Below are 21,910 nucleotides of genomic sequence, written 5' to 3'. Positions count from 1 at the left end.
TTGAACAAAAAATAATTGTATTATAGTGTTTATTTTAAGTAAAATTGTTGATGTATAGCATGTACTGCTGTATGCATATCTTCTTCACTAACTAAACAAGATATAGTCATATTTGAGTCTGATGTTTGTAAAAGAGATACTCCTTCTTTTGATAATCCTCTAACCACCTTTGACATAATCCCAGACATTTCATCAGCAATTCTTGAACATATCAATGTTACCTTAGCGCAATCTCTATTTACTTCATAATCCAATTCAAATTTATCTAATATTTCCTTTAATGATTTTATATCAGCATCTTCTACAACAAATGCTTTTTCTGATATGAAAAAGTTTATCATATCTATATTTATAAATTTCTTTTCTATCTCATTTAATACTTCTGTAAACACTTCTTCTGCTGATTTAATCTTAACTTGTGCTACACTATCTTTGTTTGCAACAGCAACTTTAAAATCTTTTTCTTGTTCATATTCTATATTCTCTTCTAAGTGTCTACATAAAGAACCTATTCTTGTACCTTCAAAAGTTGGGTTCATTGTATTTTTTATAGCTAAAGTTATATTGCCACTTTTAGCTAATTGTACGGCTCTTGGATGTATTACCTTTGCACCTTTGTCAGCCATTTGGAATACTTCCTCATAGTCTATAAAACTCAATACTTTAGCGTTTGGCTCTACTCTAGGGTCTGCAGTCATTATACCATCCACATCAGTGTAAATTTCAACGGTTTCACATTCTAAAGCTTTACCAATAGCAACTGCTGATGTATCACTTCCCCCTCTTCCAAGAGTAGTTATTTCTCCATCATCTGTTACACCCTGGAATCCGGCTATAACTACAACCTTACCATCATCTAAAGCTCTTTTTATCTTTTTAGGATTTATATACTTTATCTTCGCATTAGAATATTCATCACTTGTAATTATACCTGCTTGTTGACCAGTAAAGAAAACAGAATCTATCCCCTGTGCATTCAATAAATTAGCAAGAATTGTTCCTGATATTATTTCCCCACAAGACATTATTAAATCAAGTTCTCTTTTACTTGGCTCATCATTTACTGCATTACACAAATTTATAAGTGTGTCTGTAGCATATGGAGCTCCTTTTCTTCCCATTGCTGAAACTACTAGTACTAATTGTAATTCTTCATCATTTTCTTTGTATGCTTTTACTATCTTACATACTTCATTCATTTTTTCATATGATTCTACTGATGTCCCACCAAACTTTTGCACTAAAATACTCATTTTTTCCTCCTAAATATATCCCTCATATTCTATAATTATCATGTCATTACCTATTTTTTTTACATTTCTCCATGGTACTTCTAAAAATGACTTATCTTTTCTTCTGGCAAAAAAGCCTTTTTCTCTTGGAATTAAAAGCGCTAATATACCGCCTGTAGTTTCATCTAGTATAAGGTCACATTCTCCAATGACCCCCAATCTTTCTCCTGTGACCAAGTTAACTATTTCCTTACCTGCTATTTCCGATAAATTCATATTTTATACCTCCAGAGATTTACTTTTACAATATTAATCCAGGTGTAGAATCTTTTCTACGTCTCTTCCAACTATACATGTACCAATATTTTCGATATTGAATACCTTATCAACAACTTTCTTTACTGAACTAATATCAACATTATCTATACATTCAAGTATTTCATCTGTAGTTTTTACTTTTTTACTAAGTAACATAGATTTACCAGTAGACATCATTCTACTGCTAGTACTTTCTAAATCCAATATATAATTGCCTTTTAACTGCTCCTTACTTTCAGATATTTCTTTTTCTGTAAGATAGTTTTTCCTTATATTTTCAATTTCTTTCTTTATTAAGTTATACACATCTTGCAAATTTTCTGTACTCATACTTGCAAATATACCTAATTCACCACATTTTCTATATAATGTCTGTGATGAGTATATTGAATATACTAAACCTTTTTCCTCCCTTATTTTCTGAAAAAGCCTTGAACTTATACTTCCACCGAAAATATTATTTACCACTGCCATTGAGTAGACCTCTTCATCATTTTCAAAAGGAATACCTTTTAGGCACATAGCTAAGTTTACCTGTTCAATATCTTTATTTTTTGATACAAAGCAAGGATTAAACTCAGCCTCGCTTATATCTATACTTAAATTTTTCTTTTCCCAGTGTCCAAATTTTGATTTAATTTTCTCTACCATATCATCAAAGTTAAAGTTTCCAACTATAGAAATAACAGCGTTATTTGGAATATAATACTTGTTTAAGTATTCTAACATGGATTCCCTAGTTATACTGTATAAAGAATCTTTTGTCCCAATTATATTCATTCCTAGACCATCATTAGCATATATATTTTCTACCAACAAATCATAAGACAAGTCATCTGGGGAATCTTCATACATCTTAAGTTCTTCCAATATTATAAGTCTTTCCTTATCTATATCATTCTTATCAAATTTAGAATTTAGTATCATATCACTTAATACATCAATTCCTGTATCTATATGCTCATCTATTAGTTTTACATAATAACATGTACATTCCTTACTTGTAAATGCATTTATTTGACCACCCAAATTATCTATCGAGCTAGCAATCTCTTTTGATGTTCTGCTTTTGGTTCCTTTAAACATCATATGCTCTATAAAATGAGAAGTTCCACTCACCTGTGGTTCTTCTATCCTAGAACCTGCATTTATCCAAATACCCAATGTTATTGACTTTAGATATGGTATTTCTTCACCAATTATTGTAAGTCCATTTTCTAGTATTTTTGTCTTATACATTACATTCTCCTAAAAATTTATTATTTGTTTCATATTGGATTATTGAAAACACTATATTCTAATTCTATTTATTTTTATATGTATTACATTATAAGTCAGTCTCTTAATTAATTCAACCACAACCTATACAATCTTAACCAAATATTTACACTTTGTCTACTTAAATACATCACTAAGTTTTCCTGGTTTTAGTCCTTTTTCTCTTACAATTGCTATAATATCATCTATACATTTTGTCGTTGCATCAGTTGGGTGCATTAAGATTATACTACTATCTTTAATATCTTTTTTCTTCATTCTATCAATGATTACTTCTGGTTGGTCCTTGTATTTCCAGTCTATAGTATCAGCATCCCATTTGATAGAAGTATATCCTAATGCTTTAGCAGCCTTTACTGTTTCTGGACCAAAAGAACCTGCTGGTGCTTGAAAAAATTTAGTTTTTTCACCTATAATTTCTTCAATTATCTTTTTAGATGTCTCTATTTGTTCATAATTATTTTCATATGATAATGTCGAGTAATCTAAATGTTTGTATCCATGATTACCTATTTCATGTCCTTGTTTTTTTATCTTTAATAATTCGTCCTTATTCTTTTCTGCCCATTTACCAGTTACATTAAATGTAATCTTTACATTTTCTTTTTTAAGTGTTTCTAAAATGGATTCTACGTACTCTGTTTCCCATCCAAGGTCTATGTTACAGGTCAACGCAACATATCCACTTTTATCCTTTGTACCTCTTTCATATGGTAAATCTACACCATTAAATAAATTAAATACCGGCTTATTGTTAAATAACTTTAATACCATTACCCCTCCTGATAATACTAATAATATTACTAAAATTAGTATTATGATTTTTTTGAGCTTACTCTTATTAAGTACCATCATTATCATTAAAACTCCCCCTAATTATGTACAAATTGTTTCTTATTTAATACTATTAAAAATAAGCTCTGTTTATGCACTAAATATAACTTAAGTGATTTTCTATATACCAATAAAACTTTCTATTAATTAACTTTTAAATAACTTCTTCATAAGAGTAAAAGTTTACAAAAAAAAGAACTGTAAGTTATCTATCACTAGTCTTTTAAAACTATCTACTTTTTTGTATTTAAAAAAGCAAAATCCTAAGACTTTGCTTTTAATTATATAATAAATTATTTATTTTTATGCTCTGGTTTTGGTAAAAGAACTTTTCTTGATAAATTAACTCTTCCTTTTTCATCAATTTCTGTAACTTTAACTTCAACTTCATCTCCTATATTCAATACATCTTCAACTTTGGCAACTCTTTCATGAGCTATATGAGATATGTGAAGTAATCCTTCTTTTCCCGGAAGTATCTCAACAAATGCTCCAAAGTTCATTATTCTACTTACTTTACCTTTATAAGTTTTTCCTACTTCTGGTTCAACTACTATATTATTTATAAGTTCTTGAGCTTTCTTAATCATATCAATCTCAATACCTGATATAAATACTTCTCCAGTTTGTTCAATATCTATCTTAACTCCAGTTTCGTCTATTATCTTAGTTATTATCTTTCCACCAGGTCCTATTACATCCTTTATCTTGTCAGGATTTATTTGCATTTTAACAATCTTAGGTGCATATGGTGAAAGTTCTGGTTTTGGCTGAGATATAGTTTTTCTCATTTCTCCTAGTATATGGATTCTACCTTCTTTAGCTTGTTTTAAAGCACGTTGTAGAATTTCTTTATCTATACCATCTATTTTTATATCCATTTGTATTGCTGTTATACCATATTCTGTACCAGCTACTTTAAAGTCCATATCTCCTAAATGGTCTTCCATACCTTGTATGTCTGAAAGCACTGCAACCTTACCATCATGCTTTATAAGTCCCATTGCTATACCTGCAACCATATCCTTTATAGGTACACCTGCATCAAGTAAAGATAATGTTGAACCACATACACTTGCTTGAGATGTAGAACCATTTGAACTTAATACTTCAGAAACTAATCTAATAGCATAAGGGAATTCTTCTTGAGATGGTATTACTGGTAATAAAGCTCTTTCTGCTAAGGCACCATGTCCTATTTCTCTTCTTCCTGGTCCTCTTGATGGTCTAGCTTCTCCAACACTATATGCAGGGAAATTATAATGATGCATATATCTCTTGTTTTCTTCTTCATCCAATCCATCTAACTTTTGAACATCTCCTAAAGCACCTAAAGTAGCCACATTAAGTACTTGAGTTTGTCCTCTAGTAAATATAGCTGAGCCATGAGCTCTAGGTATCATACCAGTTTCACACCATATAGGTCTTATTTCTTCAAGTTTTCTATTATCTGGTCTTACATTTTCATGTACTATAAGTTTTCTTACTTCTTCTTTTATTATATCTTGTAATACTTCTTCTATATCACCAATAAACTCTTCAAAATCCTCTAGAGTCTCCTCAAAGTGAGCTAAAGTTTCTTCTTTAACTCTATCCATATTTTCCATTCTCTCTAACTTTTCAAAAGTCTGAACTGCTTTTTTCATCTTATCAGTTGCAAATTCACGAACCAACTGAGTTATTTCTTCTCCTGCATGGTATAATTCAACAGTCATTTTTTCTTTTCCAACGTCTGCAACTATACCTTCTATAAACTCAACTATTTTTTTTATTTCTTGATGAGCAAATAAAATAGCATCAAGCATTACCTCATCTGGAACTTCATCAGCTCCAGCTTCAACCATCATTATTGCTTCCTTTGTACCTGAAACAACTAGATGCATTGAACTTTTTTCTCTTTGCTCTGCGTTTGGATTTACAACAAATGCACCATCTACAAGACCAACACATACTGAACCTGTTGGTCCATTAAATGGTATGTCTGATATAGAAAGGGCTATTGAAGAACCTATCATTGCTACTATATCTGGTGTGCAATCTTGGTCTACTGATAAAACTGTTGCAACTACCTGAACATCATTTCTAAATCCTTTTGGGAATAAAGGTCTTATTGGTCTATCTATCAATCTTGATGTAAGTATAGCTTTTTCTGAAGGCTTACCTTCTCTCTTTAAAAAACCTCCAGGTATCTTACCTACAGAGTATAATTTTTCTTCATAATCCACACTTAAAGGAAAAAAATCTATTCCGTCTCTAGGTTTGGCTGACTTAGTTGTATTTACCATTACCATACTATCACTGTATCTAACTATACAACTACCATTAGCCATTTCACAAATCTTTCCTACTTCTACAGAAAGTTCTCTTCCTGCAAAATCCATTTTAAATATTTTATGTTCAAACATTAATGCTTGTCCTCCTCTTATTAAAAAACACGTATATCACTCTATTTACTATATTATCAAAAATACTATAAATTAACAATATAAAATTATCTTCACATATATATGCAAAAACCTTATATTACTACTAATTAGAACAACTTATAGCCAATATATCTGGCCCTGTATGAGAGCAAATAGAAACTCCTCCTCGAGTAAATAATACTCTTCTTGCATTTATTCTTTTATTTACTTCATCTTTTAATATTTCACAATCATGTAAATTATCTCCACAACCTATTGTAACGATTTTTCCTTCTAAAGACCCTTCATTCATTTCTAAAATTATATCAACCAATTTACTTGCTATATTCTTTATTCCTCTAACCTTATTTACTAACTTAGCTTCCCCATTATCAAAGAAAAATATAGGTTTTATATTTAACATATTTCCTATCAAAGCAGTTGCAACTGGAACTCTTCCACTTTGCTTTAAAAAATCAAGTGTATATGGTGCAAAAAGTAATCTTACACTACTGCGAGTATTCTCTAGCTCCTCTATGATTTCTTCAAAGCCTAGACCCTCTTCAAGAAGTTCACACGCCTTTATAACATATTGTCCACTGCCAAGAGATAAATTTCTAGTATCAAATATATGTATTTTTTCATTTTCATCTACATCATTTTTAGCTATCATGGCACTTTGGAAAGTTCCTGATGCGTTTGCTGCTCCTGTTAGACAAATTATATAATAGCCCTCTTCTATGAACTTATCAAATACTTCTTTAAACTCCATATACGTAGCTTGTGAAGTTTTAGGTATTTGCTTGATTTCTTTTACTTTTTTATAAAACTCTTCTTTCTTTATATCTACGCCTTCTATATATTCTCTATCATTAAAAATAACTGTAAGTGGCACTATCTCTATATAATCTTTTTCTGATATTTCATCTGGAATATCACATAAACTATCACATATTAACTTTATTTTCAAAATAATATCCTCCTTATTCCAACTAATTATCCTGTTATAAAACTTCTATATTTATCCTGTCTTTCCTTTTAAATTGATTATGTATTTATATACTATTTTAATATTCTTACCCAATATTATTCATTTTATAATTCTTTATAATATATGAAATACTTTTATTATTAACCATTTTACTTTATAATGAATTAACTATAAAAAAGCAGGTATACACTATACCTGCTTTTTTATAAAGAATGAAATTACTTTCTTAATCCTAATTTAGCTATTAATGCTCTATATCCCTCAAGATCTTTTTCTTTTAAGTAAGCTAATAAGTTTCTTCTTCTACCAACCATTTTTAATAGTCCTCTTCTTGAATGGTGGTCTTTCTTATGAGTTTTTAAATGTCCATTTAACTCGTTTATTCTAGCTGTTAATAAAGCTATTTGTACTTCTGGAGAACCAGTATCTCCTTCAGCTCTTCCGTATTCTTTTATTATTTCTGATTTGTTTATCATTTAGATTACCTCCATAATTTTTTAGAAACGCCTATTACTAAGCATTGATTGGAGTATTCAAATGCCGAGTAATGGTTATTTTCCTTAATCATTTTACCATACATTACTTACTTTTGCAAACATAGTTTTCATACACATAATTTGTATCATTAAACAATTGATTTTTTAAATCATCTATTGAATTAAACTTTCTTTCATCCCTTATTCTTTCCAAAAATTCAATAATTATATTTTCACCATAAATATCTCTATCAAACTCTAAAATATTTGTTTCAATAGATAAAGATTTTCCATTAACTGTTGGGTTGTAACCTACATTTGTAGCACCAAAATAAGCCTCATCTCCAATATGTACAATAGAAGTATAGATACCTCTCTTTGGAACGAGCATATTATTCTTAAGGTCAATATTTGCTGTTGGAAATCCAATAGTTCTTCCAAGATGTTTGGAATGTATAACACAACCTTCTAACTTGTAATTACGACCTAAATACTCTTTGACATTAGCCATATCACCCTGAGACACTAAACTTCTAATATAAGTACTACTCACTCTTACACCATTTATTTTGATTGGTTTTATTACTTCTACCTCAAAACCAAATTCATGTTCTAAGCTTTTTAATAGATTAACATTACCCTCTTTGGCTCTTGCAAACGTAAAGTCATGTCCAATTACTACCTTTTTAGCTTTTAATTTTTTTACTAGTATATCATTTACGAAATCCTTTGCAGGTATTTTAGTCATATACTCATCAAATGGTATGATTACAACTATATCTATTCCCAATTCTTCTAATAATTTTATCTTATCATCATTACTTATAATATTTTTTGTTGAGTTTGGTCTAAAGTAATTTACAGGATGATTTGCAAATGTAAATACGATACTCTGCATATTTTCTTTTTTTGAATGTTCAACTGTTTTTCTTATAAGAACTTGATGCCCTTTGTGTACACCATCAAAATTTCCTATGGTAATGACACTTTCTTTTATGTTTGCTATTTCTTTTATAGATTTTATAATCACCATAATAAATTTTCCCCGCTAAAATATAATTTACTCTTAACTTATTCACAAACTATTATAGCATAAGTAAAAGAGATAGACTATAGAAGTTATTATAGTACTATCTCTTTTATTGTTTTTTTAAATACATTAGTTATATGAACATCTTATCACTTTTAACACTTATTGTATTATTATGTTTTGATAACTTTCCTAAGCCTAAGAAATTATCTGTACTATATACCCTTACAAATTCATCATCTTTATTGTAATTATTTTTCAAAAATCTTTTATCATCTATGGAGCCACCATTGCTATAATATTTTATAGCACTAGGATTTAATACAATATAATTAAACGAATCAAGTACATAATCTATATCATATAAGTATTTGTCTAAAGTTTTATTTTCATAAAACAATTCTAGTTCTTCTAATGTTATTGAATTATCTAAGTCAAATTTACCAGAAGATGTTCTATTCAAAAATGACATATGTGCTCCACAACCTAGATATTCTCCTATATCATGGCAAATACTTCTCACATAAGTCCCTTTAGAACACTCAACATAAAACATTACTTTTTTACCTTTTATACTGAGTATTTTTATGTCTTTTATATTTACTCTTCTTGTTTTTAAAGTAATTTCAGATTGCCTACCACTTCTTACTAAATCACACATTCTCTTTCCATTTACCTTTAAAGCTGAATAAATTGGTGGAAGTTGATTTATTTCTCCTCTTTGTGTACCAAAAGCTCTTTCTATCTCTTCATCACTAAATTTAAAATCATCAACTTTTTTTAAAATTTCACCTGAGGCATCATAGGTATCTGTACTTATACCTAAAGTAAGCTCACATATATACGATTTATCTTTATTTAAGATAACTTCACATACTTTTGTAGCTTTCCCTATACAGATTGGTAAAACACCTGAAGCATCTGGGTCAAGAGTACCTGTGTGACCGACTTTTTTTATATTTAAAATCTTTCTAACTCTACTTACAACATCATGAGATGTCATACCTGTAGGTTTCAATATACTTATAATCTTATTCATTTTACTGTCACCTTAAATTGATTTTAAAACTGCCTCTAGTACCATTTTTTTTGCATTATCAACACTATCTATAATAGTACATCCAGCAGCCCTTACATGACCACCACCGCCAAATAACTTGGCTATTTCACTTACATCAACATAATTTTTTGACCTAAAACTTACTTTAATTTCATTTTGTTTTTTCTCTTTAAATAAAATTCCAACTTCTATACCTTTTATGTCTCTTGTATATGTTGTTATTCCATCAACATCATTAAAGCTAATATTATTTCTATTCATCATGTCTTGAGTTAAAACTATACTAGACACTTTTGAATCAAATATCTCTAAAGAGTTTAAAGCTTCTCCCAACAATTTATAATAATCAGAAGAATTGCTTTGATATATATTTTGTATTATAGTATTTTTTTGTGCACCTAAAACAAGTAAATTCTTTGCCATTTCAAAACTACTTGCATGTGCATTTGAATATGAAAAATTCCCAGTGTCAGTTACAAGACCTGTATATAAACATGTTGCTATATCTTCATTTATAATATTAATATCTTTTATTTGCTGGAATCTAACCAATAAATTATAAACTAGTTCACATGTAGAAGATGCATCAATATCCACATAATTTAAATCTCCATATGAATCATTACTAGCATGATGGTCAATACAGATTAATTTTGATGCATTATTTTTTATTTCATCACTTACACATATTCTCATTTTATCTCCACAATCAAGTGCAATTAGAGAATACTCCTTCATATTAAGTTCATTAGATTTATAGATTTTTACACCTTCAACCAAAAATCTTAGATTTAATGGAACTTCGTCATCAAGTACATAATATACATTTTTACCTAAATTCTTCAATGTATAATACATTGAAAGTGTAGAACCAATATTATCTCCATCTGGACTGATATGAGAGGTAACTATAAAATAGTCACCCTCATAAATATAGTTTATGATACTATCCATATTATTCATCATAATTTTCATCCTCATTTTGCTGAGCATTTTTTTCATTAACTCTTTTTATAAGGCTATCCATATACATTCCTTTTTCTATTGAATCATCAATTTTAAATACTATCTCAGGAATATATCTAAGTTTTATATTTTTTCCTACTTCTCTTCTTATATACCCTCCAGCACTTTTAAGACCTGTTAGTGTAGATTCTTCATCTCCACCCAAAACACTTACATATACATAAGCATATCTTAGGTCATTTGTAACTTCTACATCAGTTACACTTACCATAGAGGTTATTCTAGGGTCTTTCACTCCATTTATAAGCATAGTACTTACTACTTTTCTTATTTCTTCTGCTATCCTTCTTGTTCTATTATATGATGCCATACCATCGACCTTCTTTACTAACTGATTTTCTTTGATACGAATTTATAATTTTCTTTCTACTTCTTTAGTTATATAAGCTTCTACTATATCGCCTTCTTTTATATCGTTATAATTTACAAAACTCATACCACATTCGTATCCAGAATTAACTTCTTTTACATCATCTTTAAATCTCTTAAGTGCTGCAAGCTCACCTTCATGTATTATTATACTATCTCTAACTAATCTTACTTTACAATTTCTAAATATCTTACCATTAGTCACATAACATCCAGCTACTGTTCCAACACCAGATATTTTATAAATTTCTCTTATTTCAGCTTTTCCTGTTTCTTCATCAACATATTCAGGGTCTAACATACCAGTCATAGCAGCTTGTATATCTTCTATAGCCTTGTATATTATAGTATATGTTCTTATATCAACATTTTCCTTTTCTCCTAGAGATTCTGCACCTGGAACTGGTCTTACATTGAATCCTATTATTATTGCGTTAGAAGCTGCTGCAAGTAATATGTCTGATTCTGTTACAGCTCCAACACCACCATGTATTACTTTAACCTGAACTTCTTCATTTGATAATTTTTCTAAAGATTGTTTAACTGCCTGTACTGAACCTTGTACATCTGCTTTTATAACTATATTAAGGTCTTTTATAGAACCTTCACTCATTTGACTAAATAAAGCATCTAGTGATAATCTTTGAGTTGATTTTAACATCTCATCTCTAACTATTTGCTGTCTTCTTGCTGCTACACTTCTAGCAATCTTATCAGTTGGAACTTCGACAAATTGGTCTCCACCTTGTGGAACTTCTGATAAACCTAGTATCTCAACTGCTGTAGATGGTCCTGCTGTTTTTACTCTCTTACCTTTTGCATTTATCATTGCTCTAACTTTACCACATGCAACACCTGCAACGATTGGGTCACCTACTGTTAAAGTACCACCTTGAACAAGTACTGTTGCAACTGGTCCTCTTCCTTTATCAAGCTCAGCTTCTATAACAGTTCCTACTGCTCTTTTATTTGGATTTGCTCTTAATTCTTCCATTTCAGCAACCAATAATACCATTTCTAAAAGTGTATCTATTCCTTCTTTTTTCTTAGCTGATACTGGAACTGCTATTACTTCTCCACCCCAGTCTTCAACTAATAATCCTTGGTCTGCTAATTCTTGTTTAACTTTGTCTGGATTTGCACCTGGCTTATCTATTTTATTGATAGCAACTATTAAAGGTACTCCTGCTGCTTTAGCATGGTTTATAGCTTCCACTGTTTGAGGCATTATACCATCATCTGCTGCAACTACTAGTATTGCTATATCTGTAACTTGTGCTCCTCTTGCTCTCATTGATGTGAAAGCCTCATGTCCTGGAGTATCTAAAAATACTATTTTGTGTCCATTGATTTTGACTTCTGAAGCTCCTATATGTTGAGTAATGCCTCCTGCTTCACCTGAAATTACATCAGTTTTTCTTATTGCATCTAATAAAGATGTCTTACCATGGTCAACATGTCCCATAACTGTAACAACTGGTGGTCTAGGTTTTAAGTCCTCTTCTTTATCTTCTTCAATTTCCATTAAAGCTTCTATTTCTAAAGCTTCTGTATCATCACTTTCAGCTACTGTTAATTCAAATCCATAGTCTTTGGCAGCTAAAGCAGCAATCTCAAAACTTATCTCTTGATTTATTGTTGCCATAGTTCCCATTTTCATAAGCTTCATAATTATTTCTGATGGAGATTTATCTAATTTCGTTGCTAATACTTGTACTGTCAACTTTCCATCTATTTCTATAACATTTCCATTTTCTTGAGATGAATCTTCACCTAACATTTCAAGTGCTAATTCTAACTCTTCACCTTCTAATACTGAATCTTTGTCAGTTACATTTATATCTAATTCAGCTAACTTATTTATAAGCTCTTCATTTGATATATTTAATTCTTCTGCTATTTGGTATACTCTTGTTTTTGACACAAGATCACCCCCTATTTTATTTTAAATTTCTATTAGTTCAATTATCTTTTTAGAAAAATTTTCATCTTTTATTCCTACAACTGCTCTTGGAGATTTTCCTATTGCAAATCCTATTTCCTCTTTTGTTGAAAAAAATAGATATGGAATATTTCTAAAAGTTGATTTATCTTTAAAAAGTTTTTTGGTATTATTTGATGCATCTTCTGCTATTAAAATTAAATTTACTTTTCCTTTTTTAAGGTCAAGCAAAGTTGAATCATCACCAGACACTATTTTCCCTGCACGAGTTGCGAGCCCTAAGAACGAAAGTACTTTTTCTTTATTATTTTTCATATTCTTCTAACTCCATAAGTAGATTATCATAGACTTCATCAGGAACATCTATCTTAAAAGCTTTATTTAACGCTTTACTTTTTATAGCTTTTTTTAAACATTCAGAGCTTTTACATACATATGCTCCTCTTCCATTAGCTCTTCCTGTTGGGTCTAAAAATATTTTTCCTTCTTTATTTTTAACTATTCTTATAAGCTCTTTTTTAGAGTCTCTATCTTGACATGCTATGCATTTTCTTTGAGGCACTTTTTTTACTTTTTTCAAAATCATCCCTCCTTACTCTTCTTCAATAAAATTATCATCTGAAGTATCTAACTCCTCTTGGTTGATAAATTCAGCTTCAACATCCTCATCTTCTATTTCTTTGGAATTTTCAAGATTTAACATTTCTTGTTCTGCTTGAGATTCGCTCTTAATATCTATTTTCCAGTTAGTCAATTTTGCTGCAAGTCTTGCATTTTGACCTTCCTTACCTATAGCAAGCGATAACTGATAATCTGGAACGATTACTAATGCAGACTTTTCATCTTCATTTATATCTACTCTAACAACCTTTGATGGACTAAGTGCTGCTGATATAAACTCTGCTGGGTCTTCGCTATATTTTATTATATCTATTTTTTCATCACCAAGTTCATCCACTATATTTTTTACTCTAAGTCCTTTTGGTCCAACACAAGCTCCAATTGGGTCTATTTTTTCATCTATAGATTTTACTGCCATTTTAGTTCTTGACCCAGCTTCTCTTGCTACAGATTTTATTTGAACTATTCCTTCATATATTTCAGGAACTTCTTCTTCAAATAATCTCTTTACTAAACCTGGATGACTTCTTGATACAACTATTTGAGGTCCTTTGTTAGTCTTTTTAACTTCAAGTATATAGAATTTTATTTTTTGACCTGCTCTATAATTCTCAAATGGTATTTGCTCACTTTGAGTCATTATACCTTCTATTCTTCCAAGGTTTACATAAACAACATTTTTATTTGCTCTAGCAACCTCTCCTGTAACTATTTCATTTTCTTTTTCTATAAATTCATTATACACTATTTCTCTCTCAGCTTCTCTTATTCTTTGAACAACTACTTGTTTTGCTGTCTGAGCTGCAATTCTTCCAAAATTTTTAGGTGTAACCTCATGTTCTATAATATCACCTAATTCATAATTAGGATTTATCTCTCTAGCATCTGCCAACTCTATCTCTAAGAAAGTATCATATAAATCTGATTCATCAACAACAACTCTTTGAGAAAATACTTTTATATCTCCCTTGTCTCTATCAAACTCAACTCTAACATTTTGTGCTGAACCAAAGTTTTTCTTGTATGCAGTTAAAAGAGCTTGTTCTATAGTGTCTATAAGTATCTCTTTATCTATACCTCTATCAACTACTAATTCATCTAATGCTTCCATAAATTCATGATTCATTTTTTTATATCCTCCCTATTTAATATACCACTAAAACTTTATTGCTAATCTGACAATAGCAACATCTTTTCTATTAAATTCCATTTCCTTACCATTTACAATGATTTTTATATTATTATCTTCTGTTAATCCTACAAGTTCACCTTCAAATTGTTTACATCCATTTAACGGTTTATATAATTTTAAATCTACATCTCTACCTTGATATCTCACAAAATCTCTGTCTTTTTTTAATGCTCTATCAAGTCCTGGAGAAGATACCTCTAAAAAGTAATTCTCTTTTATAGGGTCTTTTTCATCAAGTATTGGGCTTAATTCTCTACTAACTAATTCACATTCATTTAAAGATATTCCTTCTTCTTTATCTATGTATACTCTTAAGTAGTATTCTCCTGCTTCTTTTACATATTCAACATCAACCATTTCAAATCCATGCTCATCCGTTATTTTAGTTACAATCTCCTCGATTGTAGCTTCTAAATTTTTTTTCATTAAATTTCCTCCTATTCAATTGTAAATGACCAGTTCATATAATCTTAAATAAAATATATTTAATAAAATTAAACCAGCTTTTTAATAATATATTTAAAATAAAAGAGTGAGAACAGCGGTCTCACTCTTAGTTTCTGCAAAGTATACTATTTTCTATACTATGATATCATAAAATTCTTTTATTTGCAACTTTTTGAGCTAACTTAAAACAATGACAGTTGATTTCTCTCACTCATATTCTCAAGTGAACCATGATTAGTAAGAGTTTCTATTACCGTTTTTGATATTTTTGTTCTCTTTCTTAAATCTTCTTTTGATATAAATTCACCATTTTTTCTTTCATTTTGAATATTTATAGCAGCATTTCCTCCCAAGCCTTGTATTGCTGCCATTGGTGGAAGTAATGTTTTTTCTCCTACAACTATGAACTCAGTCGCATCTGATTTATATATATCAACTGGTAATAATTTTATTCCTCTAGCATACATTTCAAGAGCAACTTCTAAAACGGTTAACATACCTTTTTCTTTTGTAGTTGCATCATTTCCCAATGCCTCAATTTCATTTATTTTCGATTTTATAGCATCTAATCCTTTAACAATTAAATCTGCATCAAAATCCTCAACTTTTGTAGTAAAATAAGTAGCATAAAATGCTTCTGGATAGTGAACTTTACAATACGCAATTCTAAATGATGTCATGACATAAGCAACAGCATGTGCTTTTGGGAACATGTACTTAATCTTTTTACATGAACCTATATACCATTCTGGGACATTATTTTTTTTCATTTCTTCAATGTGTTCTGGTTTTAGACCTTTACCTTTTCTTACACTCTCCATTATTGTAAAACTCATTTTTGGAGGTAATCCTTTAAATATTAAATAGTTCATTATGTCATCTCGTGTAGATATAACATCTTTTAATCCAACTATATCTTCTCTAACTAAATCTTGTGCATTATTTACCCAAACATCTGTACCATGAGAAAGACCAGATATACGTACAAGTTCTGCAAATGTAGTAGGTTTGGTGTCAAGTAGCATTTGTCGTACAAACTTAGTTCCAAACTCAGGTACAGCAAGGCAACCTATAGGACAGTTTATTTCTTCTGGTGTAACACCCAATGCTTCTGTAGATGTAAATAGAGACATAGTCTCTTTATCATCTAACGGAATTTCTGTTATATTTATTCCAGTCATATCTTCAAGCATCCTTATAATGGTAGGACCGTCGTGTCCAAGTATATCAAGTTTGAGTATTCTACCACTTATTGAATGATAATCAAAGTGAGTAGTTATAACTCCACAAGAAGTATCATTTGCTGGATACTGTATAGGTGTAAAATCATATACATCTTTATAATCTGGTATAACCATAACTCCACCAGGATGCTGTCCTGAAGTTCTTTTTACTCCAGTACATCCATTTGAAAGCCTAAGTACTTCTGCATTTGGTACACTTATATTATTTTCTTCTACATATTTTCTTGCATATCCAAAAGCTGTTTTTTCTGCTACAGTACCTATAGTACCAGCTCTATATACGTATCCCTCTCCAAATAGTTCTTCTGTGTATTTATGAATTGTCGGCTGATAATTTCCTGAGAAATTTAAGTCTATATCTGGTTCTTTATCACCTTCAAAACCTAAGAAAACCTCAAACGGAATATCATGACCGTTTTTGGCAAGTTTTCTTCCACATTTCGGGCAATCCTTATCTGGTAAATCAACACCTGAACCCCATTCACCTATTTCATAAAAAAATGAATATTTACAGTCTTCATTTTCACAAATATAATGTGCTGGGAGAGGATTAACTTCTGTTATATCACTCATTGTAGCTGCAAAAGATGAACCAACTGAACCTCTCGAACCAACTAAATATCCATCTGAAAGAGATTTTGCAACTAGTTTTTGAGCTATAATATACATAACTGCATATCCATTGCTTATTATTGAATTTAATTCTCTATCCAGCCTTTTTTGAACTATTTCTGGTATTGGGTCTCCATAGATACGTTTGGCTTTTTTATAACACATTTCTCTTAACTCCACATCCGAACCCTCTATAATTGGAGGATAAGTATCATCTGGTATAGGTTTTATATCTTCAACCATATCAGCAATCAAATTGCTATTTTCAACCACAACTTCATACGCTAATTCTTCACCAAGATAACTAAACTCTTCCAACATTTCATCTGTTGTTCTAAAATGTAAATAAGTTTCTTCTTCATCTACTTTAAATCCTTGAGAATATTTAAGAACTTTTCTTAAGATTGCTTCATGTTTATCTAAAAAATGAACATCCCCAGTAGCTACTGGAATTTTATTAAATTTTTTAGCTGTATCAATTAACTTTCTATTAAGTTCCCTTAACTCTTCTTCATCCTTTACTTCTCCTTTATCAATCATAAATCTATTATTATCTATAGGCATTACTTCAATATAATCGTATAAATCTATTATTTTTTTCATTTCCTCATCAGACACATTCTTCTTCACAGCTTGAAAAACCACTCCTGCTTCACAAGCTGAACCAATTATTAACCCTTCTTTATACTCATTTAATACACTTCTAAGGATTCTCGGTGCTCTAAAAAAATGATTTACATGTGCATCTGAAATTATTTTATATAAATTTTTTATGCCTACAGAATTCTTTGCTATCAAGGTTATATGATTTGTGCTAAGCTTTGTATAATCAATTTTTCCAAGTATATTGTTTACATCACTTAAAGTTTTTGCACCTTTTTCTGTAAGCATCTGTAAAAACTTATTAAATATAAGTGCTGTAGCCTCAGCATCATCCACTGCTCTATGATGATTTAAAAGAGGTATACCAAGCTCTTTAGCAACAACATTTAATCTATGTCTTTTTAAGTTTGGCAACATTACTCTTGCCAACATAAGTGTATCTACTTTTTTGTTATTATATAATAAACCTTGTTCCCTGCATTTTTGTGATATAAACCCAGTATCAAACTCTGCATTATGTGCTACTAATACACTGTCTCCAACAAATTCCATAAACTTAGGAAGAACTTCTTCAATAGTTGGCTTGTCTTTAATTAACTCATTAGTTATTCCTGTCAATTCTTGTATCTTATAAGAAATATCTTTTTCAGGGTTTATCAATTCGCTAAATCTATCTACAATTTTAAAATTTTCTATTTTTACAGCACCAATTTCAGTTATTTTATCATTTGTATTGGAAAACCCAGTTGTCTCTATGTCAAATACAACAAATGTCTGTGAGAGTTCTTTATCATTTGCATCCTCTATAATAAGGGAATCATCTTCAACCAAGTACCCCTCTACTCCATAAAGTATTTTTATGTTATTTGACTTACCTGCACTCATGGCATCTGGAAATCCTTGTACAACACCATGGTCTGTTATAGCAATAGCAGAATGTCCCCATTTAGCTGCACGTTCTACAAGTTTTTTAACAGAACAAATAGCATCCATAGAAGACATTTGTGTATGTGCATGTAGTTCTACCCTTTTTTCTTCTGATTTATCTTCTCTCTCTATTCTAGTTTCTTTTCTTACCCCACTAATCATCATACTAATTTCTCTTTGATATGTATCGTAAACTATGTCACCTTTGATTTTTAAGTATGCTCCTTTTTTAACACTTTCAAGTACTCCATCTTTGTTTGTATCTGTTAAAAAAAGCTTACAGCTTATTGAACTAGTATAATCTGTAATTGATGCTATCATAAGTATTTTCCCATTTTTAAGTTCTTTAGTATCAACATCAAATATGTCTCCAACAACTGCAACCGTTCCAGAAGATGCATTTAATTCAACTATATTTTCAATCATAGCATTTGCATTATCTCCATAGATTAAATTTTCATCCACTTCAGACTTAATGACATAACTTTCCTCTTCACTTTCTTCACAGTTATTAACTTTTCCAATTTCTAAAGCCCTAATTCTTTCTTCCATTTCTCTATCATTGATTCTTATAAGTCTCTCTTTATTTACTTTTTCATCAACAGCTTTTTCTATTGTTATATTTAAATCTAATCCCAGCTCTTCACTAAGCACAGTTTTAAGTACATAAATTACATTTTTTTTCATTAATCGCTCATAAAATATACCTTTTGGAAGTTTTATTTTTAATTCTTCATCTAAACAAAGAAATTCTACTTGTTTATACCATCCTGCAATAGATGGACAAAGACACTTTAATATATACAATATATTATTCCAATATTTTTTTATAACATCTTTATTAGATTTCCTCTCAAAACCAGTAAACCTTATCTTCATTCTCATGTCTTTAAAATAGTCGAGTTTATACATCAATTCTTCTTTAAATTTATCTAAAAGTTCATGAGAAACAATATCTTTAGAAGTCAGGTAAAAATAAACTATCTTATCTTCCTTAAAATAAACTACTCTATTTATGTAAACTTCTTTAAGTTGCTTTCCAAGACCACTATTATTAATTTCTAATTTATCTAAATATTCCTTAATACTTTCCATATATATCCTCCTTTCTCAAAATTATCTTTATATATATTATTACCACTTTTTATCTATTTCTATCTATTATTCACTTATATTTACTTAGAATTAATATTATAACATAAAAATTTTATTGATACTAAATTTTTACGGTTTGTAAATTATATACAAAAAGACTATAGATAATTTAAATAAAATGAAAACTACCCATAGTCTATATTCTTTATTTATGTACTACTTATATTGAGGAACTTCAAAAACCAAATTACTTCCTCCTCCATAAAGACCAATTAAATTCTCCATAATTCCAGAAATTCCATTAGCCCAGTTTACATCAGTTGCATACTGATGCCATGTATAATCATAATTCCACTTCATCTTGTAGATAGTATTCTGATTGTACTTAGAACTATTTACATAATTTTGTGATATCCACTTTGCAGAGCCATCTATTGTAGCTTCTACACTAGTCCAACCATTGGAATATGCTGCTTCTGCACCTGAAACATTAGCACTTTTATCTATTGCTCCTATCCCAAAAAAATTGTATACTTTAACTGGTTTACTAAGGGGTTGACCCTTATAAGATGTTAGTGTCTGACCTTGTGCAAGTGTAGACTTACCATAAGCAGTTTCCCACATAGCATGAGATACTAAGTATACAACATCTATATTATACTTCTTGGCAGCATTTATAAATGCTGCTCCCTGATTTTTAAATACACTAGAAGATAAACCATTAAGATACGAGTTAAGACTTGATTCTGAGATACCTCCTCTGTAACTGTTAATCTTTAAAAACTGCATCATACCCTTAGTAGTATTTGTAAAGTTTTTAGGATTTAAATAATATTCTATATCACTTGAACTTGCATTTACAAATGAGCTTGTTCTTTGGGCTGAAAAAGTACTAAATTCAGGACTTGGAGTGCTTCTCCTGTTACTTGGTGCTATCACATTTCCTCCTGCTACTGCCTTTTCAACTTGTTTACTTATATGAGACTCCAAAGTATAACTCAAAGATTTATAATCAATTTTAGCCCCACTTATACCTGACATACCATTTACTTGACCTGATGATGAAGAATCATTACCATTATTATTAGAACTACTATCAGAGTTGCTATTTGAGTTATTATTTGATGTACCTGTTGAAGTAGATAAATAATTACCTACTACAAAGGCTTCTTTATTATTAAAATTAATCTTAGCCCATCCACTACTTTCTGATAATACAGTTACCTTACTTCCTTTATAAACCTTTCCTAACTTACTATATGTAGAACCTGGTCCACTTCTTACGTTTAAAGAAGCTGTATTTACAACCTTATTAGTACTTTTTTTATCATTGCTTTGACTAGAATCACTTGAATTACTTTGGCTTACATCTGATAAGTACATACTAGATACATATGCATCTTTTCCATTATACTTTATTTTGGACCATCCGTTACTTTCTGATATTACTTCTACTTTACTTCCTTTTGGCAACTTACCTAACAAACCATAACTTGTATTTGGTCCACTTCTCACATTTAGTGAAGTTGTATTTACCTGTTTAGTTTTTGATTTATTAGTTGAGTTTGAAACATCTCCTAAATAAGAGCTAGATACATAACCTAATCTTCCATCATATTTGATTTTAGACCATCCATTACTCTCTGATATTACTTCTACTTTTTGACCTTTTTTTAGTACAGTTATTACTCTGTAACTTGTACCTGCTCCATTTCTCATATTTAAACTATTTGAAGTAACTTGTTTTTCTTTATTTGTAGACATTCTTAAAGAGCCACTATTTGATTTTGCTATATATTTTGATGAAGCCCAACCTTCTTGTCCAGATTCAGCTTTTATTTTATACCATCCATTAGAAGAGTCTTTAATCAAAACTTTATCATCTTTTTTAGCAACAAAGGCTATACTACTTTCGGCAGTTGGTTCATTTCTTACATTTAAATAATTTATAGTCACTATACCTATATCTCCATCAGCATGTGCATTTACCACACTTAAGGGTAACATAGCTAATGTTGCTAAAGCTGCTTTTTTCTTCACGTATTTCCCCCGCCCTTCTTATACACTAAAACATTTTAATATAATTATACGATAACTTGTTATTTTAGTAAATATTGTCTATTTATACTATGTATACATTTTATTTATATTCCCTTTATTTAACTTATCAAACTATATATTTATTTGAAATAATAAAACATAAATGTC

Annotated in this window: 18 protein-coding genes; all 18 read right to left on the bottom strand. The window is 30.0% G+C overall.

Features of this window, described 5'->3' with window-relative positions; genetic code table 11:
* Positions 1-29 precede the first annotated feature (29 nt).
* Positions 30-1,253, bottom strand: a complete 1,224-nt coding sequence (gene dapG / locus JJC02_06265) for an aspartate kinase (GenBank protein ID UDN55778.1) — start codon at positions 1,251-1,253, stop codon at positions 30-32.
* Positions 1,254-1,262: 9 nt separating this feature from the next.
* A complete protein-coding gene (locus tag JJC02_06260) occupies positions 1,263-1,508 on the bottom strand; it encodes a YlmC/YmxH family sporulation protein (GenBank protein ID UDN55777.1) in 246 nt (81 codons plus the stop codon).
* 33 nt (positions 1,509-1,541) lie between these two features.
* Entirely contained in the window at positions 1,542-2,789 is a 1,248-nt protein-coding gene (locus tag JJC02_06255; protein ID UDN55776.1) for an insulinase family protein, read from the bottom strand.
* Positions 2,790-2,945: 156 nt separating this feature from the next.
* Positions 2,946-3,689, bottom strand: a complete 744-nt coding sequence (locus JJC02_06250; GenBank protein UDN55775.1) for a polysaccharide deacetylase family protein — start codon at positions 3,687-3,689, stop codon at positions 2,946-2,948.
* Positions 3,690-3,955: 266 nt separating this feature from the next.
* Complete coding sequence (pnp, locus tag JJC02_06245; GenBank protein UDN55774.1) at positions 3,956-6,067, bottom strand: polyribonucleotide nucleotidyltransferase; 2,112 nt, start codon at positions 6,065-6,067, stop codon at positions 3,956-3,958.
* Positions 6,068-6,191: 124 nt separating this feature from the next.
* Complete coding sequence (locus tag JJC02_06240; GenBank protein ID UDN55773.1) at positions 6,192-7,037, bottom strand: DegV family protein; 846 nt, start codon at positions 7,035-7,037, stop codon at positions 6,192-6,194.
* Between the two features lie 239 nt (positions 7,038-7,276).
* On the bottom strand, positions 7,277-7,534 hold the full coding sequence (rpsO, locus tag JJC02_06235; GenBank protein ID UDN55772.1) for a 30S ribosomal protein S15: 258 nt from the start codon (positions 7,532-7,534) through the stop codon (positions 7,277-7,279).
* A 103-nt stretch (positions 7,535-7,637) separates the two neighbouring features.
* A complete protein-coding gene (locus JJC02_06230; GenBank protein ID UDN55771.1) occupies positions 7,638-8,567 on the bottom strand; it encodes a bifunctional riboflavin kinase/FAD synthetase in 930 nt (309 codons plus the stop codon).
* A 130-nt stretch (positions 8,568-8,697) separates the two neighbouring features.
* Complete coding sequence (gene truB / locus JJC02_06225; GenBank protein UDN55770.1) at positions 8,698-9,603, bottom strand: tRNA pseudouridine(55) synthase TruB; 906 nt, start codon at positions 9,601-9,603, stop codon at positions 8,698-8,700.
* 12 nt (positions 9,604-9,615) lie between these two features.
* Positions 9,616-10,599: a bifunctional oligoribonuclease/PAP phosphatase NrnA gene (locus tag JJC02_06220; protein UDN55769.1), complete on the bottom strand. Its 984-nt coding sequence runs from the start codon at positions 10,597-10,599 to the stop codon at positions 9,616-9,618.
* A complete protein-coding gene (gene rbfA, locus JJC02_06215) occupies positions 10,580-10,960 on the bottom strand; it encodes a 30S ribosome-binding factor RbfA (GenBank protein ID UDN55768.1) in 381 nt (126 codons plus the stop codon). Before rbfA ends, JJC02_06220 begins: the two co-directional genes overlap by 20 nt.
* Positions 10,961-11,002: 42 nt before the next feature.
* Positions 11,003-12,943, bottom strand: coding sequence for a translation initiation factor IF-2 (gene infB, locus JJC02_06210; protein ID UDN55767.1), 1,941 nt, complete (start codon positions 12,941-12,943; stop codon positions 11,003-11,005).
* Positions 12,944-12,964: 21 nt separating this feature from the next.
* Positions 12,965-13,276 carry a ribosomal L7Ae/L30e/S12e/Gadd45 family protein gene (locus tag JJC02_06205; GenBank protein ID UDN55766.1) on the bottom strand — a complete coding sequence of 104 codons (312 nt, stop codon included), beginning with the start codon at positions 13,274-13,276 and terminating at the stop codon, positions 12,965-12,967.
* Positions 13,266-13,547: a YlxR family protein gene (locus JJC02_06200; GenBank protein UDN55765.1), complete on the bottom strand. Its 282-nt coding sequence runs from the start codon at positions 13,545-13,547 to the stop codon at positions 13,266-13,268. Before JJC02_06200 ends, JJC02_06205 begins: the two co-directional genes overlap by 11 nt.
* A 6-nt stretch (positions 13,548-13,553) precedes the next feature.
* Positions 13,554-14,708 (bottom strand): transcription termination/antitermination protein NusA, encoded by a 1,155-nt coding sequence (nusA, locus tag JJC02_06195; GenBank protein UDN55764.1) that lies wholly within the window; start codon positions 14,706-14,708, stop codon positions 13,554-13,556.
* A 30-nt stretch (positions 14,709-14,738) separates the two neighbouring features.
* Positions 14,739-15,200 (bottom strand): ribosome maturation factor RimP, encoded by a 462-nt coding sequence (locus JJC02_06190; protein ID UDN55763.1) that lies wholly within the window; start codon positions 15,198-15,200, stop codon positions 14,739-14,741.
* A gap of 203 nt (positions 15,201-15,403) precedes the next feature.
* Positions 15,404-19,702 (bottom strand): PolC-type DNA polymerase III, encoded by a 4,299-nt coding sequence (locus JJC02_06185; GenBank protein UDN55762.1) that lies wholly within the window; start codon positions 19,700-19,702, stop codon positions 15,404-15,406.
* A 216-nt stretch (positions 19,703-19,918) separates the two neighbouring features.
* A complete protein-coding gene (gene acd / locus JJC02_06180; protein UDN55761.1) occupies positions 19,919-21,742 on the bottom strand; it encodes an N-acetylglucosaminidase in 1,824 nt (607 codons plus the stop codon).
* Between the last annotated feature and the right edge of the window lie 168 nt (positions 21,743-21,910).

Origin of the sequence: Clostridioides sp. ES-S-0054-01, assembly GCA_021561035.1 — a bacterium.
Classification (GTDB): Bacteria; Bacillota; Clostridia; order Peptostreptococcales; family Peptostreptococcaceae; genus Clostridioides.
Note: the sequence above shows the minus strand (reverse complement) of the source record. Positions and strands in the feature narration are given on the sequence as shown.